Here is a 20,585-nt window from a genome sequence, read left to right on the forward strand (position 1 = left end):
CGCTCCCAGGCCGCGCGCCGGGCTCCGGGCTCCGCGCGCCGGGCTCCGCGACGATCATGCCCGCGTCATGTGCTGTGTAGGCTGCCCGACGTGGCGAGAGTGCGGTTGAGCGTGGCGGAGCGGCGGGAGGAGCTGTTGCGGGCCGCCGTCGAACAGATCGAGGCCCGGGGCGTCACAGCCGTCCGGATCTCCGACGTGGCCTCGGCCCTCGGGGTGAGCAACGCCCTCGTGCTCTACCACTTCTCGACCAAGGAACAGCTGGTCGCCGCCGCCTTCTCGCACGCCGCCGAGGGCGACCTCGCCCGCCTGCGACAGCTGCTCGGACGGCGCTCGACGGCGGTCCGCCGGCTGCGCGCCGCCGTGCGCTGGTACGCGCCGACCGGCCAGGCCAAGGGCTGGCGGCTGTGGATCGAGGGGTGGGCCGCCTCGCTGCGCGACCCCGAGCTGCGCGAGGTCGCGGCCTCGCTGGACCGGGAGTGGAAGGCGGCGCTCGCCCGGGTGATCGCGGAGGGGGTCGCGGCCGGCGAGTTCCGCTGTGCGGATCCGACCGCGGCGGCCTGGCGGCTCACCGCGTTCCTCGACGGGCTCGCGGTCCAGACGACGGCGTACGCCGGCTCCCTCTCGCGCGCCACGCTGCTGCGGTGGGCGGACGCCGCCCTCGCCCGGGAACTGGGACTGGACCTGCCCGAGGAGACACGGGGCGGCGCACCGGACGAGGACGGGACACGGGAAGGGGACCGGGCGCGGGATCACGGCGGGCCGGAGGAGCCGCCCGGCCCGTAGCCGCCGGAGCGGACCTCGGCGGCGTCAGAGCAGCTCGAAGACCGCCGAGACGGTGACCTGCTCCTCGATCTCGCCCGGGGCCAGCGGGACGCCCGGCTCGTCCGCTGCCATCGGGGGCACCGCGCCGGAGCCGGGACGCACCGAGTCGCCCTCGCTGAGCGAGACCAGCCGGCCGAGCCGGTGTCCGCTGAGCCGCGCGTGCTGCGAGGCCTTGTCGTACGCGTCCTGGAAGGCGGCCTCACGCGCCTTCGTCCGCAGCGCCGACGGGTCGGCGACGTCGAAGACGACGCCGTTGATCCGGCCCGCGTCCCCGATGGCGTCGTTGACGGCGCCGATGACCTGCCCGGTGCTGTCGAGGTCGCGGATCTTCACGGAGAAGGACTGTCCGGCCTGGTACCCGGTCACCTTGCTCTCCCCGTCCGTGCTCTGCGTGTACACCGGGGAGAGCGAGAGGCTGTCGGTCCGGATGTCCCGGTCGGCGATCCCCCGCTTGCGCAGCACGCCGAGGAGCGCCTCGGCCGAGGCGCTCTGCGCCGCCATGGCCTCCTTGGCCGTCTTACGGGCGGCCTCGACCCCGACGGACAGGATCGCCAGGTCCGGTGCGGCGGACGCCCGGCCCGTCCCGGTGACGGAGACCGTGGCGGGCGCGGCCGCCGGAGCCGCGGTGCGGAGAGCGGCCGGCCCGGGCGCGGCGGCCAGGGCGGGGCCCGCCGTGCCGGCCAGCAGCCCGCCGAGCACGGCGGTGGCGGCGAGCAGCCGAGCGGTGCGGCGCGTCACGGGCGCGCGGGTGGTCGTCGCGGTACGGGCGGTCCGGTGCTGGCGGGTCGTCACAGGCGGTCCCTTCAGGGGTGGGTGCCGGAGCCCCGGCGGGCACATCCCAGCACCCGGCGCCGTCGCCTCCCGCACGCCACTCCTGACCAGCGGCCCCCTTCACCTCTCCGTACCAGCCGGGACCCCGCCCCGGGCCCCGCTCAGGTCTGGACGAGCGGCTCGTACGCGGCGGAGTCCAGTCCGAAGGTCCAGGCCACGCCCTCCCGCGCGGTCCGGGTCGAGGGCGGCACCCGCAGCCAGTAGGTGCGGTGGCTGCCGTCCGGCTCGGGGGTGGAGTTGACCACCTCGACCATCACCACGTCCTCGTCGTCGGCCAGTGCGACGCGCCACAGGACGCCCGTCTCGTCGCGGTGCTCGTGCCGGGCGCCCGACTCCGCGAGGTAGCGGTCGTAGCCGTAGTACTCCAACATCACGCGCCGCAGTTCGGCGTTCTCCTCCTCGCGTATCAGCTCGGGGGTGAGGTCGGCGAGATCGGCCAGGAAGTCGGCGTCCACCGGCATGCCCCGCCAGGCGTGGAGGGCGAAGCCGTCGGGGTACGCGAGCGCCGGGCCGTCGCCCCGGTCCAGGCGCCCGGCCTCGTCCCGGTGGAGCTCCACCGGGCGCTCGCAGACCACGGCGACGTTCTCGTAGGGCCACCACCAGCCGGCGTGCCGGGCGACGGCGGCGAGCCCCGCGAGCCGCTCGCCCCGCCCGTCGAACGCGGCGAGCCAGGCGGCGTCGTGCTGGCCGAGCACCGCGTCGAACAGCACGAGCCGCACGGCGGTCGCCTCCCGCGCGGTCCCGTCGGTGACCCTTTCCGCCGCGGCCTCCGTCACCCCGGCCCGGATCCGCTCGGCGAGCTCCCGCGTGAGGTCCCAGAGCCCCGCGCCGGTCGCCTGCCAGTGCGCCGCCCAGCCGGCCGGGCCGAGCTCGTCGTGGAGGCGCCGCCGCTCATCGGCCCAGGGCCGTGTGCGCACCTCGTCCCGTACCGAACGGCCCGGGTCGTCAAGCCCCCTGACGAGCGCTGCCGCCGCGAGCGGCGAGTCGGCCCAGAGCACGCGCGCGGGCTCGGCGAGCCCCGCCGTGCGGTAGGCGAGCCGGATGCCGGCCTCGGCGGCGGCGCGATCGGCCGGTCCGGTGGCCGCGGCGACGGCCCGCCACGTGTCCTGTGCGGTGGTGCGGTTCATGTTCATGCCGATGTCCCCCGAGTCCTCGTCCTTGCCCATGTCGAGCCCCTCACGTCCCTTCACGCCCGTCGGGTCGTCAGTCCGCGACGATCCGGTAGGCGCCGGGCACGTACTCCCGCTGCCGCACGACCCGGTACCAGCCCTTGGGCAGGGCTATCGGGGCGTGCTCCTCGTGCACCACCCGGCCGCCCTCGGGCAGTTCGAGCAGCAGCGGGCCGATGGGCCCCGACTCCCGCACGAGCCGCCCGGGTCCGGGAATCGCGTGGGCGTGCCCGGTGACCTCGCCGAGGGCGAGGACCAGGCGGCCCCTGGCGTCCCTCGGCTCCCCCGCCGCGGCCTTCGCGCGGGCCGGTACGGCCGTCTCGTCGACGGGCGCGATCAGCACGTCTCCCTGCCGGTACATGGCTCTCCCCTCCCCGTTCGGCGCGCTTCGCCCGAACACGAGAACGACGCTAGAGGCCGGGTCTGACAATCGGTCGGATCCTCGCCCCGAGCCCGGTGGAGCGGCCCCCGGCGAACGGCGTTGTCGGTGCCGCTTGGTAGAACTCTTGGCATCAGCCGATCAACGTCGTCCGTTGTCTGGAGCACCGCCATGACCATCGGGAAATACCAGCAGGTTTTCCACGGCCTTCCCGTGTTCGACTTCCCGAGTGCCGACGCGGACGGGACCGCGCCCGCCGCGCTGCCCGACGCGGCCGCCGTCGCCTGGCGGATCTCCGCCCCGACGTACAGCGAGCCCGAGGACGAGCTCTGGGAGCCGCAGTTCGAGCGGTTCCTCAAGACGGTCGATCCCGCGCGGGTGCGCGCGCTGGTCGTCGGCGGCTGGGACGAGGCGTACGAGGACTCGTCCGCCCCCATCGTCGCGGCGCTGGTCGCCGCCGCCGACCGGCTCACCGGCCTGCGCGCGGTGTTCCTCGGCGACATGACGGGCGAGGACTGCGAGATCTCGTGGATCATCCAGTCCGATGTGACGCCGCTGCTCGCCGCCTACCCCGCCCTGCGGGAGTTCGGGGTGCGCGGGGGCACGGCGCTGGCCTTCCCCTCGGTCCGGCACGACGCCCTGGAGACCCTGGTCGTCGAGACGGGCGGCCTGCACGCCGAGGTCGTGCGCGGGATCGCCGGCAGCGAGCTGCCCGCCCTGGAGAACCTGGAACTCTGGCTCGGCACCGACGAGTACGGCGGCGACAGCACCGTCGAGGACCTGGCTCCCCTGCTCGCCGGCACGGGCTTCCCCGCCCTGCGGCGCCTGGGCCTGTGCAACAGCGTCATCCAGGACGAGGTCGCCGCGGCCGTGGCCGGTGCCCCGGTCGTCGCCCGGATCGAGCGGCTCGCCCTCTCCATGGGCGTCCTGACCGACGAGGGCGCGGCGGCCCTCCTCGACGGGCAGCCGCTGACCCACCTCACCCACCTCGACCTCTCCCACCACTACCTGTCGGAGGCCATGCGTGAGCGGGTCCGGGCCGCGCTCGCCCCGCACGGCGTCACGGTCGACCTCGATGACCCGCAGGACGCGGAGGACGACGGCGACAGGGTCTACCGGTACGTCGCGGTAGCCGAATGACCACCGCCCCGCGCCTCGTCGTGGTCGGCGATCCGGCGGGCCGCCGCGTCGCGTTCTTCCAGGACGCGCTGCGGTCCGCCGGGCTCCCCGGGGCGCGGGTGGTGTCCTGGCCTGACGTGCTGGGCGGCCGGGCGCGGTTCGCCCCCGGCGAGACCGTACGCATCGACTCCCCCGGTGAGGATCCGGAGGCCGACCGGCTGCTGCGCGGGGTCGACGACCCGGCCCGCGTCGAGGGCTCCGGTCGCTGGTACGCCCGGTTCACCGCCGCCGTCTCCGAGCTCTCGGGGGCCGTGGCGGAGGCGGGTGCGTCCCTGGTCGACGACCCCGGCGAGCTCGCGGTCCTGTTCGACAAGCGGCTGAGCCACGGCCGGCTGCGGGCGGCCGGTGTGCCGGTGCCCGATTCGCCGACCTCCGGCCCCGACGCACCGGCCGTGGGCGGCTGGACGGACCTCCGGTCGCTGCTCGACACGGCCGGGCTGCGGCGGATATTCGTGAAGCTCGCACACGGCTCGTCCGCCTCGGGAGTGCTCGCGGTGGAGACGAACGGCGCGGGCAGGATCCAGGCGACCACCTCGGTGGAGCGCGGCCCGGACGGACGCCTCTTCAACTCCCTCCGGGTCCGGCGCTACACAAGCGAGCGGGAGATCGCCGCGATCGTGGACGCCCTCGCCCCCGACGGGCTGCACGTCGAGCGCTGGCTGCCGAAGGCCACGCAGGACGGGCGGGCCGCCGACCTGCGAGTGGTGGTGATCGACGGCCGGGCCACCCATGCCGTCGTCCGCACCAGCCGCTCCCCCATGACCAATCTGCATCTGGGCGGCGCCCGGGGCGACCTGGCCGCGGCCCGGGCCGCGATCGCCGCGGCAGGCGGGCGGTGGGAGGACGCGCTGGGCGTGTGCGAGCGGGCCGCCGCCGCCTTCCCCGGCACCCGGTGCGTGGGCGTCGACCTGCTGCCCACCACCGGCTGGCGCCGCTTCGCGGTGGGCGAGGTCAACGCCTTCGGCGATCTGCTGCCGAGGCTCACGGGACTGCCGGGCAGCGGCGCCGAGGGCCTCGACACGTACGCGGCGCAGGTCGCCGCTCAGTTCCCCCACACCACCGACGCCCGCCACACCCACGCCGACCCCCGCCTCACCCACGCGACCCCCCGCACCACAGGAACGAGCACCACGTGAATCAGCCCGACATGAACGCGATCGTCGGCAGCCACGACCTGCTCCTGGTCACCCTCGACACGCTGCGGTACGACGTGGCGGCCGAGCTGGCGGCCGAGGGTCGCATCCCGCACCTGGCCCGGCACCTGCCGGGCGGGGTCTGGGAGCGGCGGCACGCGCCCGGCAGCTTCACGTACGCCTCCCACCAGGCGATCTTCGCGGGCTTCCTGCCGACCCCGGCCGCTCCCGGGCCGCATCCCCGCCTCTTCGCGGCCCGGTTCGCGGGCAGCGAGTCGACCGCCGACGGCACGTACGTCCACGACACCCCGGACCTCGTCTCGGGGCTCGCGGGCGAGGGCTACCGGACGGTCTGCGTCGGGGGGGTGGGCTTCTTCAACAAGCAGCCGCCGCTCGGTTCCGTCCTCCCCGGCCTGTTCCAGGAGAGTCACTGGGAGCCGTCCTTCGGCGTCGCGTCCCCGACGTCCTTCGCGTCCCAGGTGGACCGCGCCGAGGAGGTCGTCGCCGCGCTCCCCCGCGAACGGCGGCTCTTCCTCTTCGTCAACGTGTCCGCGCTGCACCAGCCCAACTGGTTCCATCTGCCGGGGGCGACCCGCGAGGCCGGGGACTCCCGGGCCACCCACGCGGCGGCCCTCGAATACGTCGACCGGCACATCGGACGGCTGTTCGCCGCGATGAGCAGCCGGCGCCCCTGCTTCGCGATCGTCTGCTCGGACCACGGCACCGCGTACGGGGAGGACGGCCACACCGGCCACCGGCTCGGCCACGAGGTCGTGTGGACCGTGCCGTACGCGCAGTTCGTCCTGGACGGCCCCGCGCTGGAGGCGACGGCATGAGCGAGACCACCATCCCCCGCCCGTACCGCAGCTACGTCTACGCGTATCCGCACAAGACGGCGTACCGCGCGCTCCCCGACCGGCCCTCCCTCGGCGCCCTCTGGGAGGCGGAGCCGAAGGACGCGCTCTCCCTCTACGCGCACATACCGTTCTGCGAGGTCCGCTGCGGTTTCTGCAACCTCTTCACCCGCATCGGCGCGCCCGACGAGCTGACCACCCGCTATCTCGACGCCCTCGACCGCCAGGCCACGGCGGTCCGCGAGGCGCTCGGCGACCCCCGGGGGGACGGCGCTCCGGTGCGGTTCGCGACGGCCGCGTTCGGCGGTGGCACGCCCACCTTCCTCACCGCCGGCGAGCTGGAGCGGCTGTGCGACATCGCCGAGAAGCGGATGGGGGTCGACCTGCGGGCGGTGCCGCTCTCCGTCGAGACCTCCCCCGCGACCGCGACCGCCGACCGGCTCGCGGTTCTCGCCGAGCGGGGCGCGACCCGTCTCAGCATCGGGGTGCAGAGCTTCGTGGAGGCGGAGGCCCGGGCGGCGGTCCGGCCGCAGCGGCGCGCGGACGTCGAGGCCGCCCTCGGCCGGATCCGGGACACCGGCGTGCCCGTCCTCAACATCGACCTCATCTACGGGATCGACGGACAGACCGAGCAGTCCTGGCGCTCCTCGCTCGACGCGGCGCTCGCCTGGCAGCCCGAGGAGCTGTACCTCTACCCGCTGTACGTGCGCCCGCTCACCGGCCTCGGCCGGATCTCCCCCGACGCCGACCGCGAGTGGGACGAGCGGCGGCTGCGCCTCTACCGGTACGGCCGGGACCACCTCCGCGCGCAGGGGTACGAGCAGGTGTCGATGCGGATGTTCCGGCGGACGGACGCCGCTCCCCTCGGCCCGGACGACTACGCCTGCCAGACAGACGGGATGATCGGTCTGGGCTGCGGCGCCCGCTCGTACACGTCGGCGCTGCACTACTCCTTCGACTACGCCGTCGACATGCGCGAGATCCGCTCGATCATCGACGCCTACACGGAGACCGAGGACTTCTCGCGCGTCGAGGTGGGCCGGTGGGTCGACGCGGAGGAGGCCCGCCGCCGCCATCTGCTCCAGTCGCTGCTCCAGGCGGAGGGCATGCCGGTCACCGGCTACGAGGAGCGGTTCGGCTCCTCGCCGTTCACGGACTTCCCCGTGGAGCTGGCCCGGTTCGAGGCCCTCGGCTGGCTCGACGCGGACGCCCCCGCGGGGCTGCTCCGGCTCTCGCCTGAGGGGCTCGCGTACTCGGACGGGCTCGGCCCGGAGCTGTTCTCGCCCGACGTGCGGGCCGCCATGGCCGCGTACGAGCCGAAGTAGGGGCGGGCATGGATCTGACGCTGCTCTACCGCGGCCCGCTCGCCTCCTGCGACTTCGACTGCCCCTACTGTCCCTTCGCCAAGCGCCGGGACAGCCGCGAGCAGCTGCGCGCGGACCGGGCCGCGCTCGACCGGTTCACCGGGTGGGCCGCCGGGCAGACCGGCGACCGGCTGCGGATCCTCTTCACCCCGTGGGGCGAGGGTCTCGTGCGCTCCTGGTACCGGCGGGCGCTCGTCGACCTGTCGCGACTGCCGCACGTCGAGCGGGTGGCGATCCAGACGAATCTGAGCTGCCGGACGGACTGGCTGGCGGAGGCGGACCCGGCGAGCGTCGCCCTGTGGTGCACGTACCACCCGGGCCAGACGCCGTACGAGCGTTTCCTCGGCAAGTGCCGCGAGCTGACGGACGGGGGCATCCGGTTCAGCGTCGGTGTGGTCGGCCTGCCCGAGCACCGGGACGACGCCCGCCGGCTGCGCGCCGACCTGCCGCCGCACGTCTACCTCTGGGTGAACGCGGCCGAGGGGCACACGTACACGGACGCGGAGGCCGAGGAGTGGACGGGGATCGATCCGCTCTTCCCTTACAGCAGACGGCCGCACCGCTCGGCGGGGCTGCCGTGCCGTACGGGCGAGTCGGTGATCTCGGTGGACGGCGAGGGGACGGTACGGCGCTGCCACTTCGTCAAGGCGGAGCTGGGCAACCTGTACGACGGTTCGTACCGCGCCGCCCTGCGTCCCCGGGCCTGCCCCCTCGGCGTCTGCGACTGTCACATCGGCTACGTCCACCTGGAGACGCTGCCGCTGTACGACGTGTTCGCCGGCGGGGTCCTGGAGCGGATCCCGGCCGGCGGCCCGTCGCTGCTCAGAGAGGCATGAGGTCGGGGCGCTTGGCCTCGACGTGGTCGCCCGAGCTCTCGCCGCGCAGCCTGCGCCCGATCCAGGGCACGAGGTACTCCTTGGCCCAGTGGATGTCGTCGCGGCGCACCTCCAGCGTGCCGCGCGGGGGGCGCGGCGGCCACGCCTGGTCCGGGTCGGCGGGCACCGGCAGGCCGAGGACCTGGGCGGCGCGCAGGGCGACGCGGGTGTGGCCGTCGGGCGAGAGGTGCAGCCGGTCGTCGTCCCAGGCCCGCCGGTCCTGCACGGACTTGAGGGACCACAGGTCGAGGACCGGGCAGTCGTAGCGGTCCGCGATGGACCGGACGTGGGCGGTGTACGTGGCGATCTTCCCGCGCAGATGCCGGAGCACGGGGATGTCGCGGGTGTCGAAGCCGGTGGTCACCATGACCGTGCCGACGGCGGAGGTCAGGTCCGCGACGGCGCGCTCGAAGCGCTCGGCCACGTCGTCGGGGTCCGTGCCGGGCCGGATGATGTCGTTGCCGCCGGCACAGAAGGTCACCAGGTCGGGGGCGAGTTCCTTCGCCCGGGGGACCTGTTCCGCCACGATCTGGTCGAGCAGTCGCCCGCGTACGGCCAGGTTGGCGTAGCGGAAGTCGTCGTGCTCCGGCAGCTCGTCGGCGAGCAGGACCGCGAAGCGGTCCGCCCAGCCGACGTACGTCCCGTCGGGTCCGGGGTCTCCGACACCCTCGGTGAAGCTGTCACCGATCGCCGCGTACGACCCGAATGCGTTCTTGTCTCTTGATCTCGAATCGTCTGCCACGGGAGCACATCCTTCCCTTTCGGATGTGACCTACGCGACCGTAAGGAAGGGTTGACGTCGGGTGACATATGCCACCGATAAAGATTCTCCCAAGCCGGAATACGCCGGCGGCCCGGCACAGGTGTGCCGGGCCGCCGGGGAGCGTGCGTGTCAGACGGAGACGCCGTGCTGGCGCAGGTAGGCCAGCGGGTCGACGTCGGAGCCGTAGTTCGGGGAGGTACGGATCTCGAAGTGCAGGTGCGGGCCGGTGGAGTTGCCGGTCGAGCCGGAGAGGCCGATCTGCTGGCCGCCGCTGACGGTCTGGCCGGACGAGACGGAGAGGGAGGAGAGGTGGGCGTACTGCGAGTAGTTGCCGTCGGCGTGCTGGATGACGACCTCGTTGCCGTAGGCGCCGCTCCAGCCGGCGGAGACGACCGTGCCGGCGCCGACGGCGCGGACGGTGGTGCCGGAGGAGGCGATGAAGTCGACACCGGTGTGGTAGCCGGAGGACCACATGGAGCCGGAGGCGCGGTACGGGGTGGAGAAGCCGCCGCCGGCGACGGGCGTGACCCAGCCGGACGCGGAGGTATCGGCACCCGCCGACTGAGACGACTGAGACGACTGAGACGTCTGCGAGGACTGCGAGCTCTGCGACTCGGCGGAGGCGGCGGCCGGGGCGGCGGAGCGCTGGCTGCTGCGCGAGGCGCGCGAGGTGTCGCCGTTCTTCTCGGAGCTCTGCGTGCTCTCGGCGGCGGCCTTGGGCGCGGCGCTCTTCGGGGCGACGTGCTTGGGGGCGGCGTGCGCGGTGTTCTTGGCGCCGAGGGTGAGCTTCATGCCGGGCAGGATCAGCGAGGGGTTCTCGCCGACGACCTGGCGGTTGTCCTGGTACAGCTTCTGCCAGCCGCCCGCGAGGTGGTGCTCGCCGGCGATCTTCGACAGGTAGTCGCCGCTGACGACGGAGTACGTCTTCGGCGCGGCCTTCGCGGCGGCGGTCGGCGCGGCCTGGAGGGCGGCGGGCGCCTTCACCTGGGCGGCGGCGCTGACGGCCTGGGCGGGGACGGCGGCCGGGGCGGCCTGCTCGGCGGCGTGGGCCCCGGTGGCGCCGAGGAGCGGAAGCGCGACGACGGCGCCTCCGGTACCGGCGGCGACGAGTCCACGCGTGAGCGGGTTGGTCCTGGTACGGCGGTGCTTACCCTTCGCGGGCATGGCGAATTCCTCTCCGGCGCCTACGAGGTGAGCTGTCGGGTTCGGACTGGAGATGCCCGGCCGCGTTCTCACGCGGCTTCACCCCGAGCCGTCCTGTGTCGCGGGACCGGCGTACTTCCTGGGTCCCCCGCTCCTGCCACGCATGGGATGAGTGCGGATTCCGGACGGTGGCAGGATTCGGCGGTCCGACCGGATTGACGGTGACGCTAGACGAGCGGGGTCGGAGCGAACAAGCCGCAGATTTCCCCCGGCATTACACGGGCCGCATTCCGGGCGGAATTCCGGTCACCCTCCGTCGATGACGGTCCTTCGATTTCCTTTTTCCGTACGGCAATTGCCGGGGGCCTTCGGCCACGATCCGTCACTTCTATGACCCTGCTCACGCGGCTCGGCCCATCTCACCTGCAAACAGGGCGCGTTCTCCCTTACCCCTCATTTCGGACAGATCGCCCATTCCCGTCCGAGGGGGTGCGCAGACCCCCTCCCACCTGGATGATTGTCCTAGGCACCGATCTCGCATCGGGCCCCCGAACGTCGACCCCCAGGAGCATCCGTGACGCAGCAGCTGCCGCAGGTCCCGCCCACCGAAGCGAACGAACCCGAGCTGGCCGAGGTCCGCAACTTCCGGGACGTGGGCGGCCTGCCGACGACGGACGGGCGCGCCGTGCGACCCGGGCGCCTCTTCCGCAGCGGCCACCTCGCCCACGCCACCGAGGCGGACGCCGCCTTCCTCGCCTCGCTCGGCCTGCACACCGTCTTCGACTTCCGCAACGAGGCCGACCGCAAGGTCGAGGGCGCGGACGTCGAGCTCCCCGGCGTGCGGAACGTGAACATACCGCTCAACGACCCGGCCGACGGCAAGGAGTTCTGGAAGCTGGTGCGCGACGGCGACATCGCCCAGCTGCGGGAGATCCTGGGCGACGGCAAGGCGGCCGCCCGGATGTCCGACTCGTACCGCAAGATGATCGTCGAGCGGACCTCGGAGCACAGCCGGATCCTGCACTCCATGGCGGAGGAGAGCGTCCCGGCCCTGATGCACTGCGCCGCGGGCAAGGACCGCGCCGGCCTCTCCATCGCGATCACACTGCTCGCCCTCGACGTCGAGCGCGAGGCGATCGAGGCCGACTACGTGAAGTCGAACGACCCGCACCGCCGCTACAAGGTGCGCCGCAGCTCCACCGCCGCGGACGCGATGTCGCCCGAGGTGATGGAGCTGCTGAGCCCGCTCTTCGACGCGCGGGTGGAGTACCTGCGGGCCGCGTTCGAGACGATCGACGCGACCTGGGGCTCGGTGGAGACCTACCTGACCGAGGGGCTCAAGCTGGCCCCGGAGACCCGTGAGCGGCTGCGGGAGCGCTTCCTCGTCGAGGCGTAGGCGCGGACCGCTCCTAGCTCTTCGCGCCCATCGCGAAGAGCAGGTAGAGGAAACCGGCGAAGAGGTGTCCGGCGATCAGGTACGCGAAGAGACGGAGGACCAGCCCCTTGGGGAACTTGCCTTCCCCGCGCTCCTCGCCGGTGACAGGTCGTGACTTCTCGGACATCTCGGTCCTTTTCTGACGAAGGGGCACGTGGGGTCAGCGTCGGTGCGGGGTTCCGTCGCCGAGACACAGCTCGGCGACGGGACTCTGCATCAGGGTGTGGACGAAGAGCAGCTCGGCCCCGCCGGACGTGGCGGCGCCGATGCGGTGCGGGGTGAGCGAGTCGAAGTGCGCGCCGTCCCCCGGATCGAGGACGTGGACGGCGTCGCCGAGCGCGAGCCGCACCCGTCCCTCCAGGACGTGGATCCACTCCTCGCCGGGGTGGACGCGCACGATGTCGCCCCGGGTGGCGTACGGCACGTGGACGCGCAGGCACTGGAGCGCTCGCCCGGCGCCGCCGGCCTGGCGGTAGATCCAGCCGTCGGCCTCGACGGGCTCGGAGCGGCCGGCCCGGACGACGGGATCGCGCTCGGGCGGGGTCTCGCCGAGGAGCTCGGAGACCGTCGTACCGTAGATACGGGCGAGGGCGAGCAGCATCGGCAGCGAAGGCTGCCGGTTCCCCGTCTCCAGGCGGGAGAGGTGGGCCGGCGAGAGGCCGGCCCGCTGGGCGGCGGCCTCCAGGGTGAGTCCCCGGCGGCGGCGCAGGGCCCGCAGCTGCGGGGCGACGTCGGGCAGGACGTCGGGGGTGGCGGGGTCCGGGGAGGTGTCCCCGGGGACGTGGTCCATGCGTCCATTGCGCCAGGATCATGCCTCTGAGGCAAGTTTCTTGCCTCAGAGGCAAAGATCGGGGATCCGTCCGGCTCAGCGCTGGGCCACGGCCTGTTTCACCAGGGTCCTCCCGAAGTCCCACATCAGCCCGCCGCCGCCGTGGGCCTCGTCCATGACCGCCGTGAAGGCGGTGACGAACCGGTCCACGTCCGCCTCGTCGACGACCAGCGGCGGAATCAGTTTGATCACCTCCAGGTGGTCCCCGGAGACCTGGGTGAGGATCCGGTGCCGCTGGAGCAGGGGCACGACGACCATCTGGGCGAAGAGGCCCTTGCGGGCCGCCTGGAGCATCGCCCACCGGCCGCGCAGCCCCAGGGACGTCGGCCGGCCGAACTCGATCCCGATCATCAGACCGCGTCCGCGCACCTCGTGCAGCAGCTCGTACCGGGGTACGAGCTCCTGGAGGCGCCCGGACAGCAGGTCACCGATCCGCCGGACGTGGGCGACGGTGTCCTCGCTCTCCATGACCGAGAGGACGGCGAGCCCGGCCGCCATGGCCTGCGCGTTCGATCCGAAGCTCGCCGAGTGGACGAGGACCCGGTCCATCGACGAGTAGACCTTCTTGAAGATCCAGTCCTTGCCGAGGGTGGCGCCGACCGGCACGTAGCCGCCGGACAGCGCCTTGGCGACGCAGACCAGGTCCGGTTCGACCCCCGGCTCGTGCTGGTAGGCGTAAAAGTCCCCGGTCCTGCCGAGGCCGGTCTGCACCTCGTCCGCGATCAGCAGCGCGCCGTGCCGGTGCAGCAGCTCCTGCGCGGCACGCAGGAAGCCGGGCGGCGCCTCGTGGACGCCCTTGCCCTGGATCGGCTCCACGACGAAGGCGGCCACGTCGCCCCGGCGCAGCTCCCGCTCCAGGGCTTCGAGGTCGCCGAGGGCGATCGCGGTGTCCGGCAGGAGCGGGTCGAAGCCCTCCCGGAAGCCGCGCTCGCCGTTGACGGAGAGCGAGCCGGTGGTGAGCCCGTGGAAGGCGTGGGAGCAGTAGAGGACCCTGGGCCGCCCGGTGGCGTACCGGGCGAACTTGAGGGCGGTCTCCACGGCTTCCGTGCCGCTGTTGCCGAAGAAGACCCGGTCGAGGTGCGGGCTGTGCGCGAGCAGCCGTTCGGCGAGCAGTCCCGGCAGCGGCTGGCAGTCGAAGCGGGTGAGGTCGGCGAGCTGGGCGTCCAGGACGTCGTGGAGGGCCTTGCGGACGACGGGGTGGTGCCGTCCGAGGCCCATCACGCCGAAGCCGGCGAGCATGTCGAGGTGGTCGACACCGTCGGCGTCCCAGAAGTGGGCGCCCTCGGCCCGCTCGTACACCTTGTCGAAGCCGATGGTGTGGAGCATGCGCGGCAGCTGGTGGTTGAGGTACTTGGCGTGCAGTTCGTACCGCTCGCCGCCGCGCTCGGCGAGCAGGGCCCGCAGATCGAACTCCTCGCTCATCGCCCGCCCACCTCCCCCGCTCTCACGTGCTGTTCCCGGAGACGGTCTCCCGGATCGCGCGCAGGGACTCCTTGAGGGACCCCATGGTGGCGAGGACGGCGGTGGGCTCGTAGCCGCAGTGCGCCATGCAATTGGCGCAGCGCGGGTCCTTACCGCGGCCGTACTTGTCCCAGTCGGTTTCCTCGACGAGTTCGCGGTACGTGGGGACGTATCCGTCGCTCATCAGATAGCAGGGGCGCTGCCAGCCGAAGAGCGAGTAGTTGGGAATGGCCCAGGCCGTGCACGGGAAATCGGCCTTTCCTTCCAGGAAGTCCAGGAAGAGCGGCGAGTGGTTGAGACGCCAGCGGCGCCGGTTTCCGCCCGCGAAGGCCTTCTTGAAGAGTTCGCGGGTCTGCTCGACGCCGAGGAAGTGCTCCTGGTCGGGGGCCTTCTCGTAGGCGTAGGCGGGCGAGATCATCATTTCGTCGACCTGGAGGTCGTCGTTGAGGTAATTGAGCACCTCGATGATGGTCTGCGGGGTGTCGGTGTTGAAGAAGGTCGAATTGGTGGTGACGCGGAAGCCGCGCCGCTTGGCCTCCTTGATGGCCGCCACCGCTTCGTCGAACACGCCCTCCTTGGCGACGGATTCGTCGTGTCGCTCGCGCAGGCCGTCGATGTGCACGGCGAAGGCGAAGTACGGCGAGGGCGTGAACTTCTCCAGCTTCTTGCGGAGCAGCATCGCGTTGGTGCAGAGGAAGACGTACTTCCTCTTGGCGACCAACTGGCGCACGATCTCGTCGATCTGAGGGTGCATCAGGGGCTCGCCGCCCGCGATGGACACCATGGGGGCGCCGGACTCCAGGACCGCGCCGACGGCCTGTGCGACCGGCATGCGCTGCTTGAGGACACCCGCCGGGTGCTGGATCTTTCCGCAGCCCTCGCATGCGAGGTTGCAGGCGTAGAGCGGCTCCAGCTCGACGATCAGCGGGAACTTGTCCCGCTTGCGGAGCTTCTGTTCGAAGAGGTAGGTCCCGACCCTGATGGACTGACGGAGCGGCATGGCCATAACTCGCTCACCTCCTGGGGAGCAGCAAAGAACGGTGCCATTCGAAGAATGCGGGAAGGACGGCACGGAGAACACGGAAGGCCGATATTCCCCCGCGTACCGTGCCGATCCGGACCAGTTCATGTTCTGGAGCGTCCACGACCACCCGGACGGCCGCAACCGGGCGGGCGTCCGGCCCTGCCCCGAGCCGGCCGGCCTCCCGCGCGGTCCGCAGGGTCGCCGCGGACTCCATGTCGACGGCGATCGCGCCGGTGGCCCGCAGCGCGACCCGCTCGGGCCCGCGCACCACGTGGTCGGAGCCGGTCAGCGGGCCGGTGTGGACGGTCCGCCCGGGCACGGCCTTGACCAGCGCCTTCACCAGGAGCTCGGTGCCCACGCAGGGGGTCGTGCCGTCGGCGCCCCGGGTCTCCTCGGCGACGATCAGGTCCCCCGGGTGCATGCCCGGGGCGAGCCCCGCGCAGAAGCCGGAGGCGATGACGGCGGCGTCCGCCCACCGCTCCTCGCCGAGCGCCCGGGACACGGCGCGGCGGGCGTGGGCGGGCCCCATGCCCGTACGCACCACGGTGACCGGTCCGGGGGCCCCGCCCCGGTCCCCGCTGCGCAGGGCGAGCTTCTCGATGCCGAGCGCGCAGGCGATCAGCAGCGGCGGAGCGGTGCCGGGGCGGGGGGTCGGCCCCGGGCCCGGCTCGCGGGCCATCAGCCCTCCTCGGCGGTCGGCCGGGAGGAGCGCGCCGGATGGGCGGAACGGGGCGAGCGGGCCGACTGCGGCGAGGGATCCCCGTACACGTAGCGGCCGAGCGCCGTGAGCGGGAAGACCAGCCGGTAGAGGTGGTAGTTGATGGAGAAGTCCCAGGGGAAGCCGGTGCCCGTGAAGTACGGCTCGTCCCAGGAGCCGTCCTCGCGCTGCGTCTCCGTGAGCCAGGCGACGCCCCGCCGGACGGGCTCGGAGTCGCGCTCCCCCGCCGCGAGGAGGGCGATGAGCGCCCACGCGGTCTGGGAGGCGGTGGAGGCGCCGCGGCCGATCCACTCCGCGTCCTCGTACGAGCGGAGGTCCTCGCCCCAGCCCCCGTCCTCGTTCTGTACGGAGCCCAGCCAGGCGACGGCCCGGCGGATCGCCGGATGGGAGCCGGGCAGCCCCGCGGCGGTGAGGGCCGGGACCACCGACCCCGTCCCGTAGACGTGGTTGACGCCCCAGCGGCCGAACCAGGCACCGTTCGGCTCCTGTTCGGCGAGGAGCCACTCGATTCCCCGGCGCGTCCGGGGGTGCCGGGCCTGCCCCTCGTAGGCGAGCATCTCCACCACATGGGCGGTGACGTCGGCGGACGGCGGGTCGATCACCTCGCCGAAGTCGCAGAACGGCAGCTTGTTGGGGAACACACTGGTGTTGTCGGCGTCGAAGGCTCCCCAGGCGCCGTTGCGCGACTGCATCCCGACCGTCCAGCGCGCGCCCCGGGCGATGGCCGCCTCCACCCGGGCGGGGTCGGGGTGGTCGACCCGGCGCAGGGCGAGGACGACCTCGGCGGTGTCGTCGATGTCGGGGTAGTTGTCGTTGTGGAACTCGAACGCCCAACCGCCCGGCGGGAGTCCGGGGCGGCGCACCGCCCAGTCGCCCTCCTTGGTGATCTCCTCGTCCAGCATCCAGTCGACGGCCTTCACCAGGGCCGGGTGGTCGGGACGGAGCCCGGCGTCGGCGAGCGCGATGGTGGCGAGACAGGTGTCCCAGACCGGCGACTGGCAGGCCTCGATCATGCGGGAGCCGTCCTCGCGCCGGACCGCGAACCGGTCGAGGGACTCCAGGCCCGCGCGCATGACCGGGTGCTGGAGGTCGTAGCCGAGGAGGTGCAGGGCGATGACGGAGTAGACGGCGGGGGGCTGGATGCCGCCCCAGCAGCCGTCGTTCTCCTGGCGCTCGATGATCCACCGCGCGGCCGTCTTCATCGCGGTCCCGCGCAGCGCGCGGGGGGCGACCCGGTGGTAGACGTGCAGCGCCTTGTCGAGCCGCTGGAAGATCCCGTCCCAGCCGGTGGCCGGGGCGAGGGGCCGGGGCGGGTTCGGGCGCGCCGGATCGGTGTGCAGCTCGTCGAGCGGAAAGGGCGCGGGGCGGACCGGGCGCTTCGCGGAGACCACGGTGAGCGGCACGATCGTCTGCCGGGCCCAGCAGCCGAAGTCGTAGATGTTGAGCGGGAACCACTTCGGCAGGAAGAGCAGCTCGGGGGGCAGCTCGGGCAGGTCCTCCCAGCGCCACCAGCCGAAGAGGGCCAGCCAGATCCGGGTGAAGACCCGGGCGGCGGCGATGCCGCCCCGGGCGCGGACCCAGGCGGAGGCGCGGGCCATGTGCGGGGCCTCGGGCGGGTCCCCGGCGAGCCGCAGTGCCACATAGGCCTCGACGGTGGCGGAGACCTCGCCGGGTCCGCCGTAGAAGGTGCCCCAGGCGCCGTCCTCCCGCTGTTCGCGGCGGATGTGGAGGGCCGCGGCACGGAGCGTGTCGGCGTCGAGGATGCCCAGGAACTGGCGGAGGAGCAGGTCCTCGGCGTCCATGGTGACGTTGGTCTCCAGGTCGCCCTTCCACCAGCCCGCCGGGTCCTGGCGGGCGAGCAGGTGCTCGACGGCGCGTTCCGCGGCCCGTGCGGCGGTCTCGTCGAGGCCCGACGCGGAGGCGTCGGTGTCGTGCGTCGTGCTGGCCGCGGCGGCCCGGGGGCCCACGGCCCCGGCGCTTCCGTCGGTCGTCGCTGTCATGGCTTCCCCTTTGCGCAGTCGGTTACTTCTGCTTCTACGGGTCTGCCGTCGGCCGGCGCCGGAAGGCACCGGCCGGCGACCGCGAACTCATATCAGGGTGATGGTGATCATCTCTTCCGTACGACCACGAAATCGGCCAGCGCGGTGAGCTGCTCCCGCACGCGGGCGGGCATGTCCACCTCGTGCAGGGCCGCGATCGCGACGGCGTGCTGGCGGCGGGCCTCCTGGGAGGTCCACTCGCGTCCTCCGGCCTCCTCGATGAGGGCGGCCCGGAAGGCGAACTCCTCCTCGGAGAAGGTGTCGAAGTCGTTGGACTTGGCGTCCTCGGCGAGCAGCTCGCCGAGCCGCTCGGAGGCGGTTCCGCCCGCGGCGAGGGCCGCGACGACCGGCAGCGACTTCTTGCGCTGGCGCAGGTCGCTCCAGGTCTGCTTGCCGGTGGCCTCCGGGTCGCCCCAGATGCCGAGGAGGTCGTCGACGGCCTGGAAGGCGAGGCCGAGGTGGTAGCCGTACTCCTCCAGCTTGTCGGCGGTGCGGTCGTCGGCCCCGCCGAGGACGGCGCCGATGGAGACGGCGCAGGCGAGCAGGGCGCCCGTCTTGTTGCCCTCCATCTCCAGGCACTCCTCGACGGTGACCCGCTCGCGGTGCTCGTACGAGATGTCCTGGGCCTGCCCGTCGATGAGCTTGCGGGTGGCCGTGGTCAGCCGGCGGGTGGCCCGACCGGCCTCGACGGTGCCGAGTTCGAGCAGCAGCTCGTTGGCGAGGGCGAAGAGGGCGTCGCCGACGAGGATGGCCTGGGCGGGCCCGTGCACCTTCCACACGGTGTCGCGGTGGCGGCGCTGCTCGTCGCCGTCCATCAGGTCGTCGTGGAGCAGCGAGAAGTTGTGGACGAGCTCCACGGCGACGGCGCCGGGGATCCCTACCTCGGGCGCGGCGCCCGCGGCCTCGGCCGACAGCAGGGCGAGCGCGGGGCGGATCGCCTTGCCGCCGTCGCCGTCGGCAGGGTTGCCGAGGGCGTCGATCCAGCCGAAGTGGTAGGCGGCCACGGTGTCCATGGGCGCTGCGAGGCGGTCGACGGCCGCCCGCAGTACGGGGGTGGACAGGGTCCGCCCCCGTTCCAGCAGTGCGGACACGTCCGCGGTGTCGACGGCCGGATTACCCGGCGGCACAGTCGGCACGGTCTCTCCTCTTGTTCCGGTACTCACAGTCATGCCGCCTCCTGCAGCGGATGGTCATGACGGCGGCCGAGGGTGGAGAGCGCGGCGCCCGCTGCGCTGAAACCGCTGCGGACGGCGCCCTCCATGGTCGCGGGCCAGCCGGTGGCGGTCCAGGATCCGGCCAGGTAGAGGCCGGGGACCCTGGTGCGGGCGCCGGGGCGGAGCCGGCCGACGCCCGGGGAGGGGGCGAACGTGGCCGTCCGCTCCCTGGTGACGAAGAAGTCGCGGATCCCGGCGCCGCGGGCGGCGGGCAGCAGCCGCTCCAGCTCCGGAAGGTAGCGCTCGCGCAGGGCGGCGACGGGCTCGTCGATCTCGTCCTGGGCGGCGGACTGGGAGACGGCGAGGTACTGGCCGCCGCCCCGCAGTCCCGAGGAGTCGGTGCGGTCGAAGACCCACTGCACCGGGGAGCCGAGCGCGGTGAAGAACGGCCGCTTCAGCACCTTGCGGTCGTAGACGACGTGCAGGTTGAGGATGGGCGCGGTGTCGATGTCGAGGAGCCGGTCGGGATCGTCGAGGGCGCCTTCGGGCAGCAGGCCGTGCGTCTCGTGCTGCGGTACGGCGAGGACGACGGTGTCGGCGTCGATCGTCTCCCCCGGCACCTCGACGGCCCAACGCCCGTCGTCGGTACGGGAGATCCGCTCGGCCTTGGTGCGCAGCAGGGTGCGGACGCCGAGGGCGTCGAGCTCCTTCGCGGGCCGGGTGTCGTGGAGTTCGCCGAGCGGGACGTGGGCCCAGCCGATGTCGGCGGCGCCGGGCTCGGAGAGCAGGCCGGTCTTGAAGACCATCGCGGCGAGCCCCATGGAGGCCTGCGGGGCGGGGGCGTTGAGGGTCGGGATGCCGACGAGGTCCCAGAGCGCCTCGATGGTGCGCGGGGACTGTCCGTGGCGGCCGAGCCAGGTGGCGAAGTCGATGCCGTCGAGCGCCGGGTCGGCGGGGTCGAGCTTCTTCAGGGCGAGCGCGGCCCGGCCGACGGAGGCCCGCTCGGCGAGCGAGAGGTGCGGATACGTGGCGAGGCTGCGTGCGAGGTGCAGCGGTACGGGGAGGTTGTCGCGGCGGATCCGGCCGAGCCGGGGGCCGCGGGGGTGCGCGACGTCGAGGACGGGGACGTCGAGGCGGTCCTGGAGGGGGGCGAGGCGGGCGCCGTCGATCCGGTCGAGGAACCAGCGGTAGGCGGTGCAGCAGCGCAGGTACACGTGCTGGCCGTTGTCGACGGTGAGGTCGCCGCGGCGGAAGGAGAAGGCGAGGCCGCCGAGGCGGGGCCGGCCTTCGAGCAGGGTGACGCGGACGCCGGCGTCGGCGAGCTGGAGCGCGGCCGTGATCCCGGCGAGCCCGCCGCCGACGACGACGGCGTGGGGCTGCCGGGGGTGCCGCTCGGTTCCTTCGGTCGTCACA

General features: G+C 73.1%; 20 protein-coding genes and 1 riboswitch. Of the genes, 7 read left to right on the top strand and 13 right to left on the bottom strand.

Annotated elements, in window-relative coordinates; genetic code table 11:
* The first annotated feature begins 90 nt into the window (after positions 1 to 90).
* Entirely contained in the window at positions 91 to 783 is a 693-nt protein-coding gene (locus tag ACZ6K0_RS39790; protein WP_469236053.1) for a TetR/AcrR family transcriptional regulator, read from the top strand.
* Positions 784 to 807: 24 nt separating this feature from the next.
* Here the strand turns inward: ACZ6K0_RS39790 and ACZ6K0_RS39795 are convergent, their stop codons facing one another.
* The 3 genes from ACZ6K0_RS39795 to ACZ6K0_RS39805 form a co-directional block, all read right to left on the bottom strand.
* A complete protein-coding gene (locus ACZ6K0_RS39795) occupies positions 808 to 1,614 on the bottom strand; it encodes an SIMPL domain-containing protein (RefSeq protein ID WP_469236052.1) in 807 nt (268 codons plus the stop codon).
* Positions 1,615 to 1,754: 140 nt separating this feature from the next.
* Positions 1,755 to 2,780, bottom strand: a complete 1,026-nt coding sequence (locus tag ACZ6K0_RS39800) for a DUF6745 domain-containing protein (RefSeq protein ID WP_469236063.1) — start codon at positions 2,778 to 2,780, stop codon at positions 1,755 to 1,757.
* A 76-nt stretch (positions 2,781 to 2,856) separates the two neighbouring features.
* Positions 2,857 to 3,183 (bottom strand): hypothetical protein, encoded by a 327-nt coding sequence (locus ACZ6K0_RS39805; protein WP_376408280.1) that lies wholly within the window; start codon positions 3,181 to 3,183, stop codon positions 2,857 to 2,859.
* Positions 3,184 to 3,372: 189 nt separating this feature from the next.
* Here ACZ6K0_RS39805 and ACZ6K0_RS39810 point away from each other — a divergent pair, with 189 nt between their 5' ends.
* Genes ACZ6K0_RS39810 through ACZ6K0_RS39830 form a run of 5 tightly spaced genes read left to right on the top strand, consistent with a single transcriptional unit; the run spans position 3,373 to position 8,567 of the window.
* Positions 3,373 to 4,341 carry an STM4015 family protein gene (locus tag ACZ6K0_RS39810; protein WP_376408277.1) on the top strand — a complete coding sequence of 323 codons (969 nt, stop codon included), beginning with the start codon at positions 3,373 to 3,375 and terminating at the stop codon, positions 4,339 to 4,341.
* A complete protein-coding gene (locus ACZ6K0_RS39815) occupies positions 4,338 to 5,516 on the top strand; it encodes an STM4014 family protein (protein WP_469236051.1) in 1,179 nt (392 codons plus the stop codon). Before ACZ6K0_RS39810 ends, ACZ6K0_RS39815 begins: the two co-directional genes overlap by 4 nt.
* 11 nt (positions 5,517 to 5,527) lie before the next feature.
* Entirely contained in the window at positions 5,528 to 6,349 is an 822-nt protein-coding gene (locus ACZ6K0_RS39820; RefSeq protein WP_376408551.1) for an STM4013/SEN3800 family hydrolase, read from the top strand.
* Entirely contained in the window at positions 6,346 to 7,692 is a 1,347-nt protein-coding gene (locus ACZ6K0_RS39825; protein WP_469236050.1) for an STM4012 family radical SAM protein, read from the top strand. The genes ACZ6K0_RS39820 and ACZ6K0_RS39825 overlap by 4 nt, the downstream gene beginning before the upstream one ends.
* Positions 7,693 to 7,700: 8 nt before the next feature.
* Positions 7,701 to 8,567, top strand: coding sequence for an STM4011 family radical SAM protein (locus tag ACZ6K0_RS39830; protein WP_376408269.1), 867 nt, complete (start codon positions 7,701 to 7,703; stop codon positions 8,565 to 8,567).
* On the opposite strand, the gene ACZ6K0_RS39835 is transcribed toward ACZ6K0_RS39830, so the two are convergent.
* Positions 8,554 to 9,348, bottom strand: a complete 795-nt coding sequence (locus ACZ6K0_RS39835) for an SGNH/GDSL hydrolase family protein (RefSeq protein WP_376408267.1) — start codon at positions 9,346 to 9,348, stop codon at positions 8,554 to 8,556. The genes ACZ6K0_RS39830 and ACZ6K0_RS39835 overlap by 14 nt on opposite strands.
* A gap of 150 nt (positions 9,349 to 9,498) precedes the next feature.
* Complete coding sequence (locus ACZ6K0_RS39840; RefSeq protein WP_469236049.1) at positions 9,499 to 10,533, bottom strand: M23 family metallopeptidase; 1,035 nt, start codon at positions 10,531 to 10,533, stop codon at positions 9,499 to 9,501.
* A 4-nt stretch (positions 10,534 to 10,537) separates the two neighbouring features.
* Positions 10,538 to 10,699: riboswitch (cyclic di-AMP (ydaO/yuaA leader) on the bottom strand.
* 387 nt (positions 10,700 to 11,086) lie between these two features.
* Between ACZ6K0_RS39840 and ACZ6K0_RS39845 the strand changes: the two genes are divergently transcribed.
* Positions 11,087 to 11,908 carry a tyrosine-protein phosphatase gene (locus tag ACZ6K0_RS39845; protein ID WP_376408261.1) on the top strand — a complete coding sequence of 274 codons (822 nt, stop codon included), beginning with the start codon at positions 11,087 to 11,089 and terminating at the stop codon, positions 11,906 to 11,908.
* Between the two features lie 13 nt (positions 11,909 to 11,921).
* On the opposite strand, the gene ACZ6K0_RS39850 is transcribed toward ACZ6K0_RS39845, so the two are convergent.
* The 8 genes from ACZ6K0_RS39850 to hpnE all read right to left on the bottom strand — a co-directional run bounded on the left by ACZ6K0_RS39850 (position 11,922) and on the right by hpnE (position 20,584).
* A complete protein-coding gene (locus ACZ6K0_RS39850; protein WP_376408258.1) occupies positions 11,922 to 12,074 on the bottom strand; it encodes a DUF6126 family protein in 153 nt (50 codons plus the stop codon).
* 33 nt (positions 12,075 to 12,107) lie between these two features.
* Positions 12,108 to 12,737 carry a helix-turn-helix domain-containing protein gene (locus ACZ6K0_RS39855; RefSeq protein WP_469236048.1) on the bottom strand — a complete coding sequence of 210 codons (630 nt, stop codon included), beginning with the start codon at positions 12,735 to 12,737 and terminating at the stop codon, positions 12,108 to 12,110.
* A 75-nt stretch (positions 12,738 to 12,812) separates the two neighbouring features.
* Entirely contained in the window at positions 12,813 to 14,198 is a 1,386-nt protein-coding gene (locus ACZ6K0_RS39860; RefSeq protein ID WP_376408252.1) for an aspartate aminotransferase family protein, read from the bottom strand.
* A gap of 22 nt (positions 14,199 to 14,220) precedes the next feature.
* Positions 14,221 to 15,243, bottom strand: coding sequence for an adenosyl-hopene transferase HpnH (hpnH, locus tag ACZ6K0_RS39865; protein WP_376408250.1), 1,023 nt, complete (start codon positions 15,241 to 15,243; stop codon positions 14,221 to 14,223).
* Positions 15,244 to 15,250: 7 nt separating this feature from the next.
* The gene (locus ACZ6K0_RS39870) at positions 15,251 to 15,940 is read right to left on the bottom strand and encodes a phosphorylase family protein (RefSeq protein ID WP_469236047.1); all 690 of its coding nucleotides are present in this window, start codon (positions 15,938 to 15,940) and stop codon (positions 15,251 to 15,253) included.
* On the bottom strand, positions 15,940 to 17,979 hold the full coding sequence (shc, locus tag ACZ6K0_RS39875; RefSeq protein WP_469236046.1) for a squalene--hopene cyclase: 2,040 nt from the start codon (positions 17,977 to 17,979) through the stop codon (positions 15,940 to 15,942). The genes ACZ6K0_RS39870 and shc overlap by 1 nt, the downstream gene beginning before the upstream one ends.
* Positions 17,980 to 18,086: 107 nt before the next feature.
* Positions 18,087 to 19,187 (bottom strand): polyprenyl synthetase family protein, encoded by a 1,101-nt coding sequence (locus ACZ6K0_RS39880; protein WP_376408244.1) that lies wholly within the window; start codon positions 19,185 to 19,187, stop codon positions 18,087 to 18,089.
* Positions 19,184 to 20,584, bottom strand: a complete 1,401-nt coding sequence (gene hpnE / locus ACZ6K0_RS39885) for a hydroxysqualene dehydroxylase HpnE (RefSeq protein ID WP_376408242.1) — start codon at positions 20,582 to 20,584, stop codon at positions 19,184 to 19,186. Before hpnE ends, ACZ6K0_RS39880 begins: the two co-directional genes overlap by 4 nt.
* Position 20,585 lies beyond the last annotated feature (1 nt).

The organism is Streptomyces sp. NPDC042346, assembly GCF_055581845.1.

Bases quoted from the DNA above. Each gene is read 5' to 3' on its own strand.
- ACZ6K0_RS39860 (WP_376408252.1), bottom strand. From the start codon at position 14,198: ATGAGCGAGGAGTTCGATCTGCGGGCCCTGCTCGCCGAGCGCGGCGGC.
- ACZ6K0_RS39855 (WP_469236048.1), bottom strand. From the start codon at position 12,737: ATGGACCACGTCCCCGGGGACACCTCCCCGGACCCCGCCACCCCCGAC.
- hpnH (WP_376408250.1), bottom strand. From the start codon at position 15,243: ATGGCCATGCCGCTCCGTCAGTCCATCAGGGTCGGGACCTACCTCTTC.
- ACZ6K0_RS39870 (WP_469236047.1), bottom strand. From the start codon at position 15,940: ATGGCCCGCGAGCCGGGCCCGGGGCCGACCCCCCGCCCCGGCACCGCT.
- ACZ6K0_RS39810 (WP_376408277.1), top strand. From the start codon at position 3,373: ATGACCATCGGGAAATACCAGCAGGTTTTCCACGGCCTTCCCGTGTTC.
- shc (WP_469236046.1), bottom strand. From the start codon at position 17,979: ATGACAGCGACGACCGACGGAAGCGCCGGGGCCGTGGGCCCCCGGGCC.
- ACZ6K0_RS39820 (WP_376408551.1), top strand. From the start codon at position 5,528: ATGAACGCGATCGTCGGCAGCCACGACCTGCTCCTGGTCACCCTCGAC.
- ACZ6K0_RS39850 (WP_376408258.1), bottom strand. From the start codon at position 12,074: ATGTCCGAGAAGTCACGACCTGTCACCGGCGAGGAGCGCGGGGAAGGC.
- ACZ6K0_RS39880 (WP_376408244.1), bottom strand. From the start codon at position 19,187: ATGACTGTGAGTACCGGAACAAGAGGAGAGACCGTGCCGACTGTGCCG.
- ACZ6K0_RS39800 (WP_469236063.1), bottom strand. From the start codon at position 2,780: ATGAACCGCACCACCGCACAGGACACGTGGCGGGCCGTCGCCGCGGCC.
- ACZ6K0_RS39830 (WP_376408269.1), top strand. From the start codon at position 7,701: ATGGATCTGACGCTGCTCTACCGCGGCCCGCTCGCCTCCTGCGACTTC.
- ACZ6K0_RS39815 (WP_469236051.1), top strand. From the start codon at position 4,338: ATGACCACCGCCCCGCGCCTCGTCGTGGTCGGCGATCCGGCGGGCCGC.
- ACZ6K0_RS39825 (WP_469236050.1), top strand. From the start codon at position 6,346: ATGAGCGAGACCACCATCCCCCGCCCGTACCGCAGCTACGTCTACGCG.
- ACZ6K0_RS39840 (WP_469236049.1), bottom strand. From the start codon at position 10,533: ATGCCCGCGAAGGGTAAGCACCGCCGTACCAGGACCAACCCGCTCACG.
- ACZ6K0_RS39805 (WP_376408280.1), bottom strand. From the start codon at position 3,183: ATGTACCGGCAGGGAGACGTGCTGATCGCGCCCGTCGACGAGACGGCC.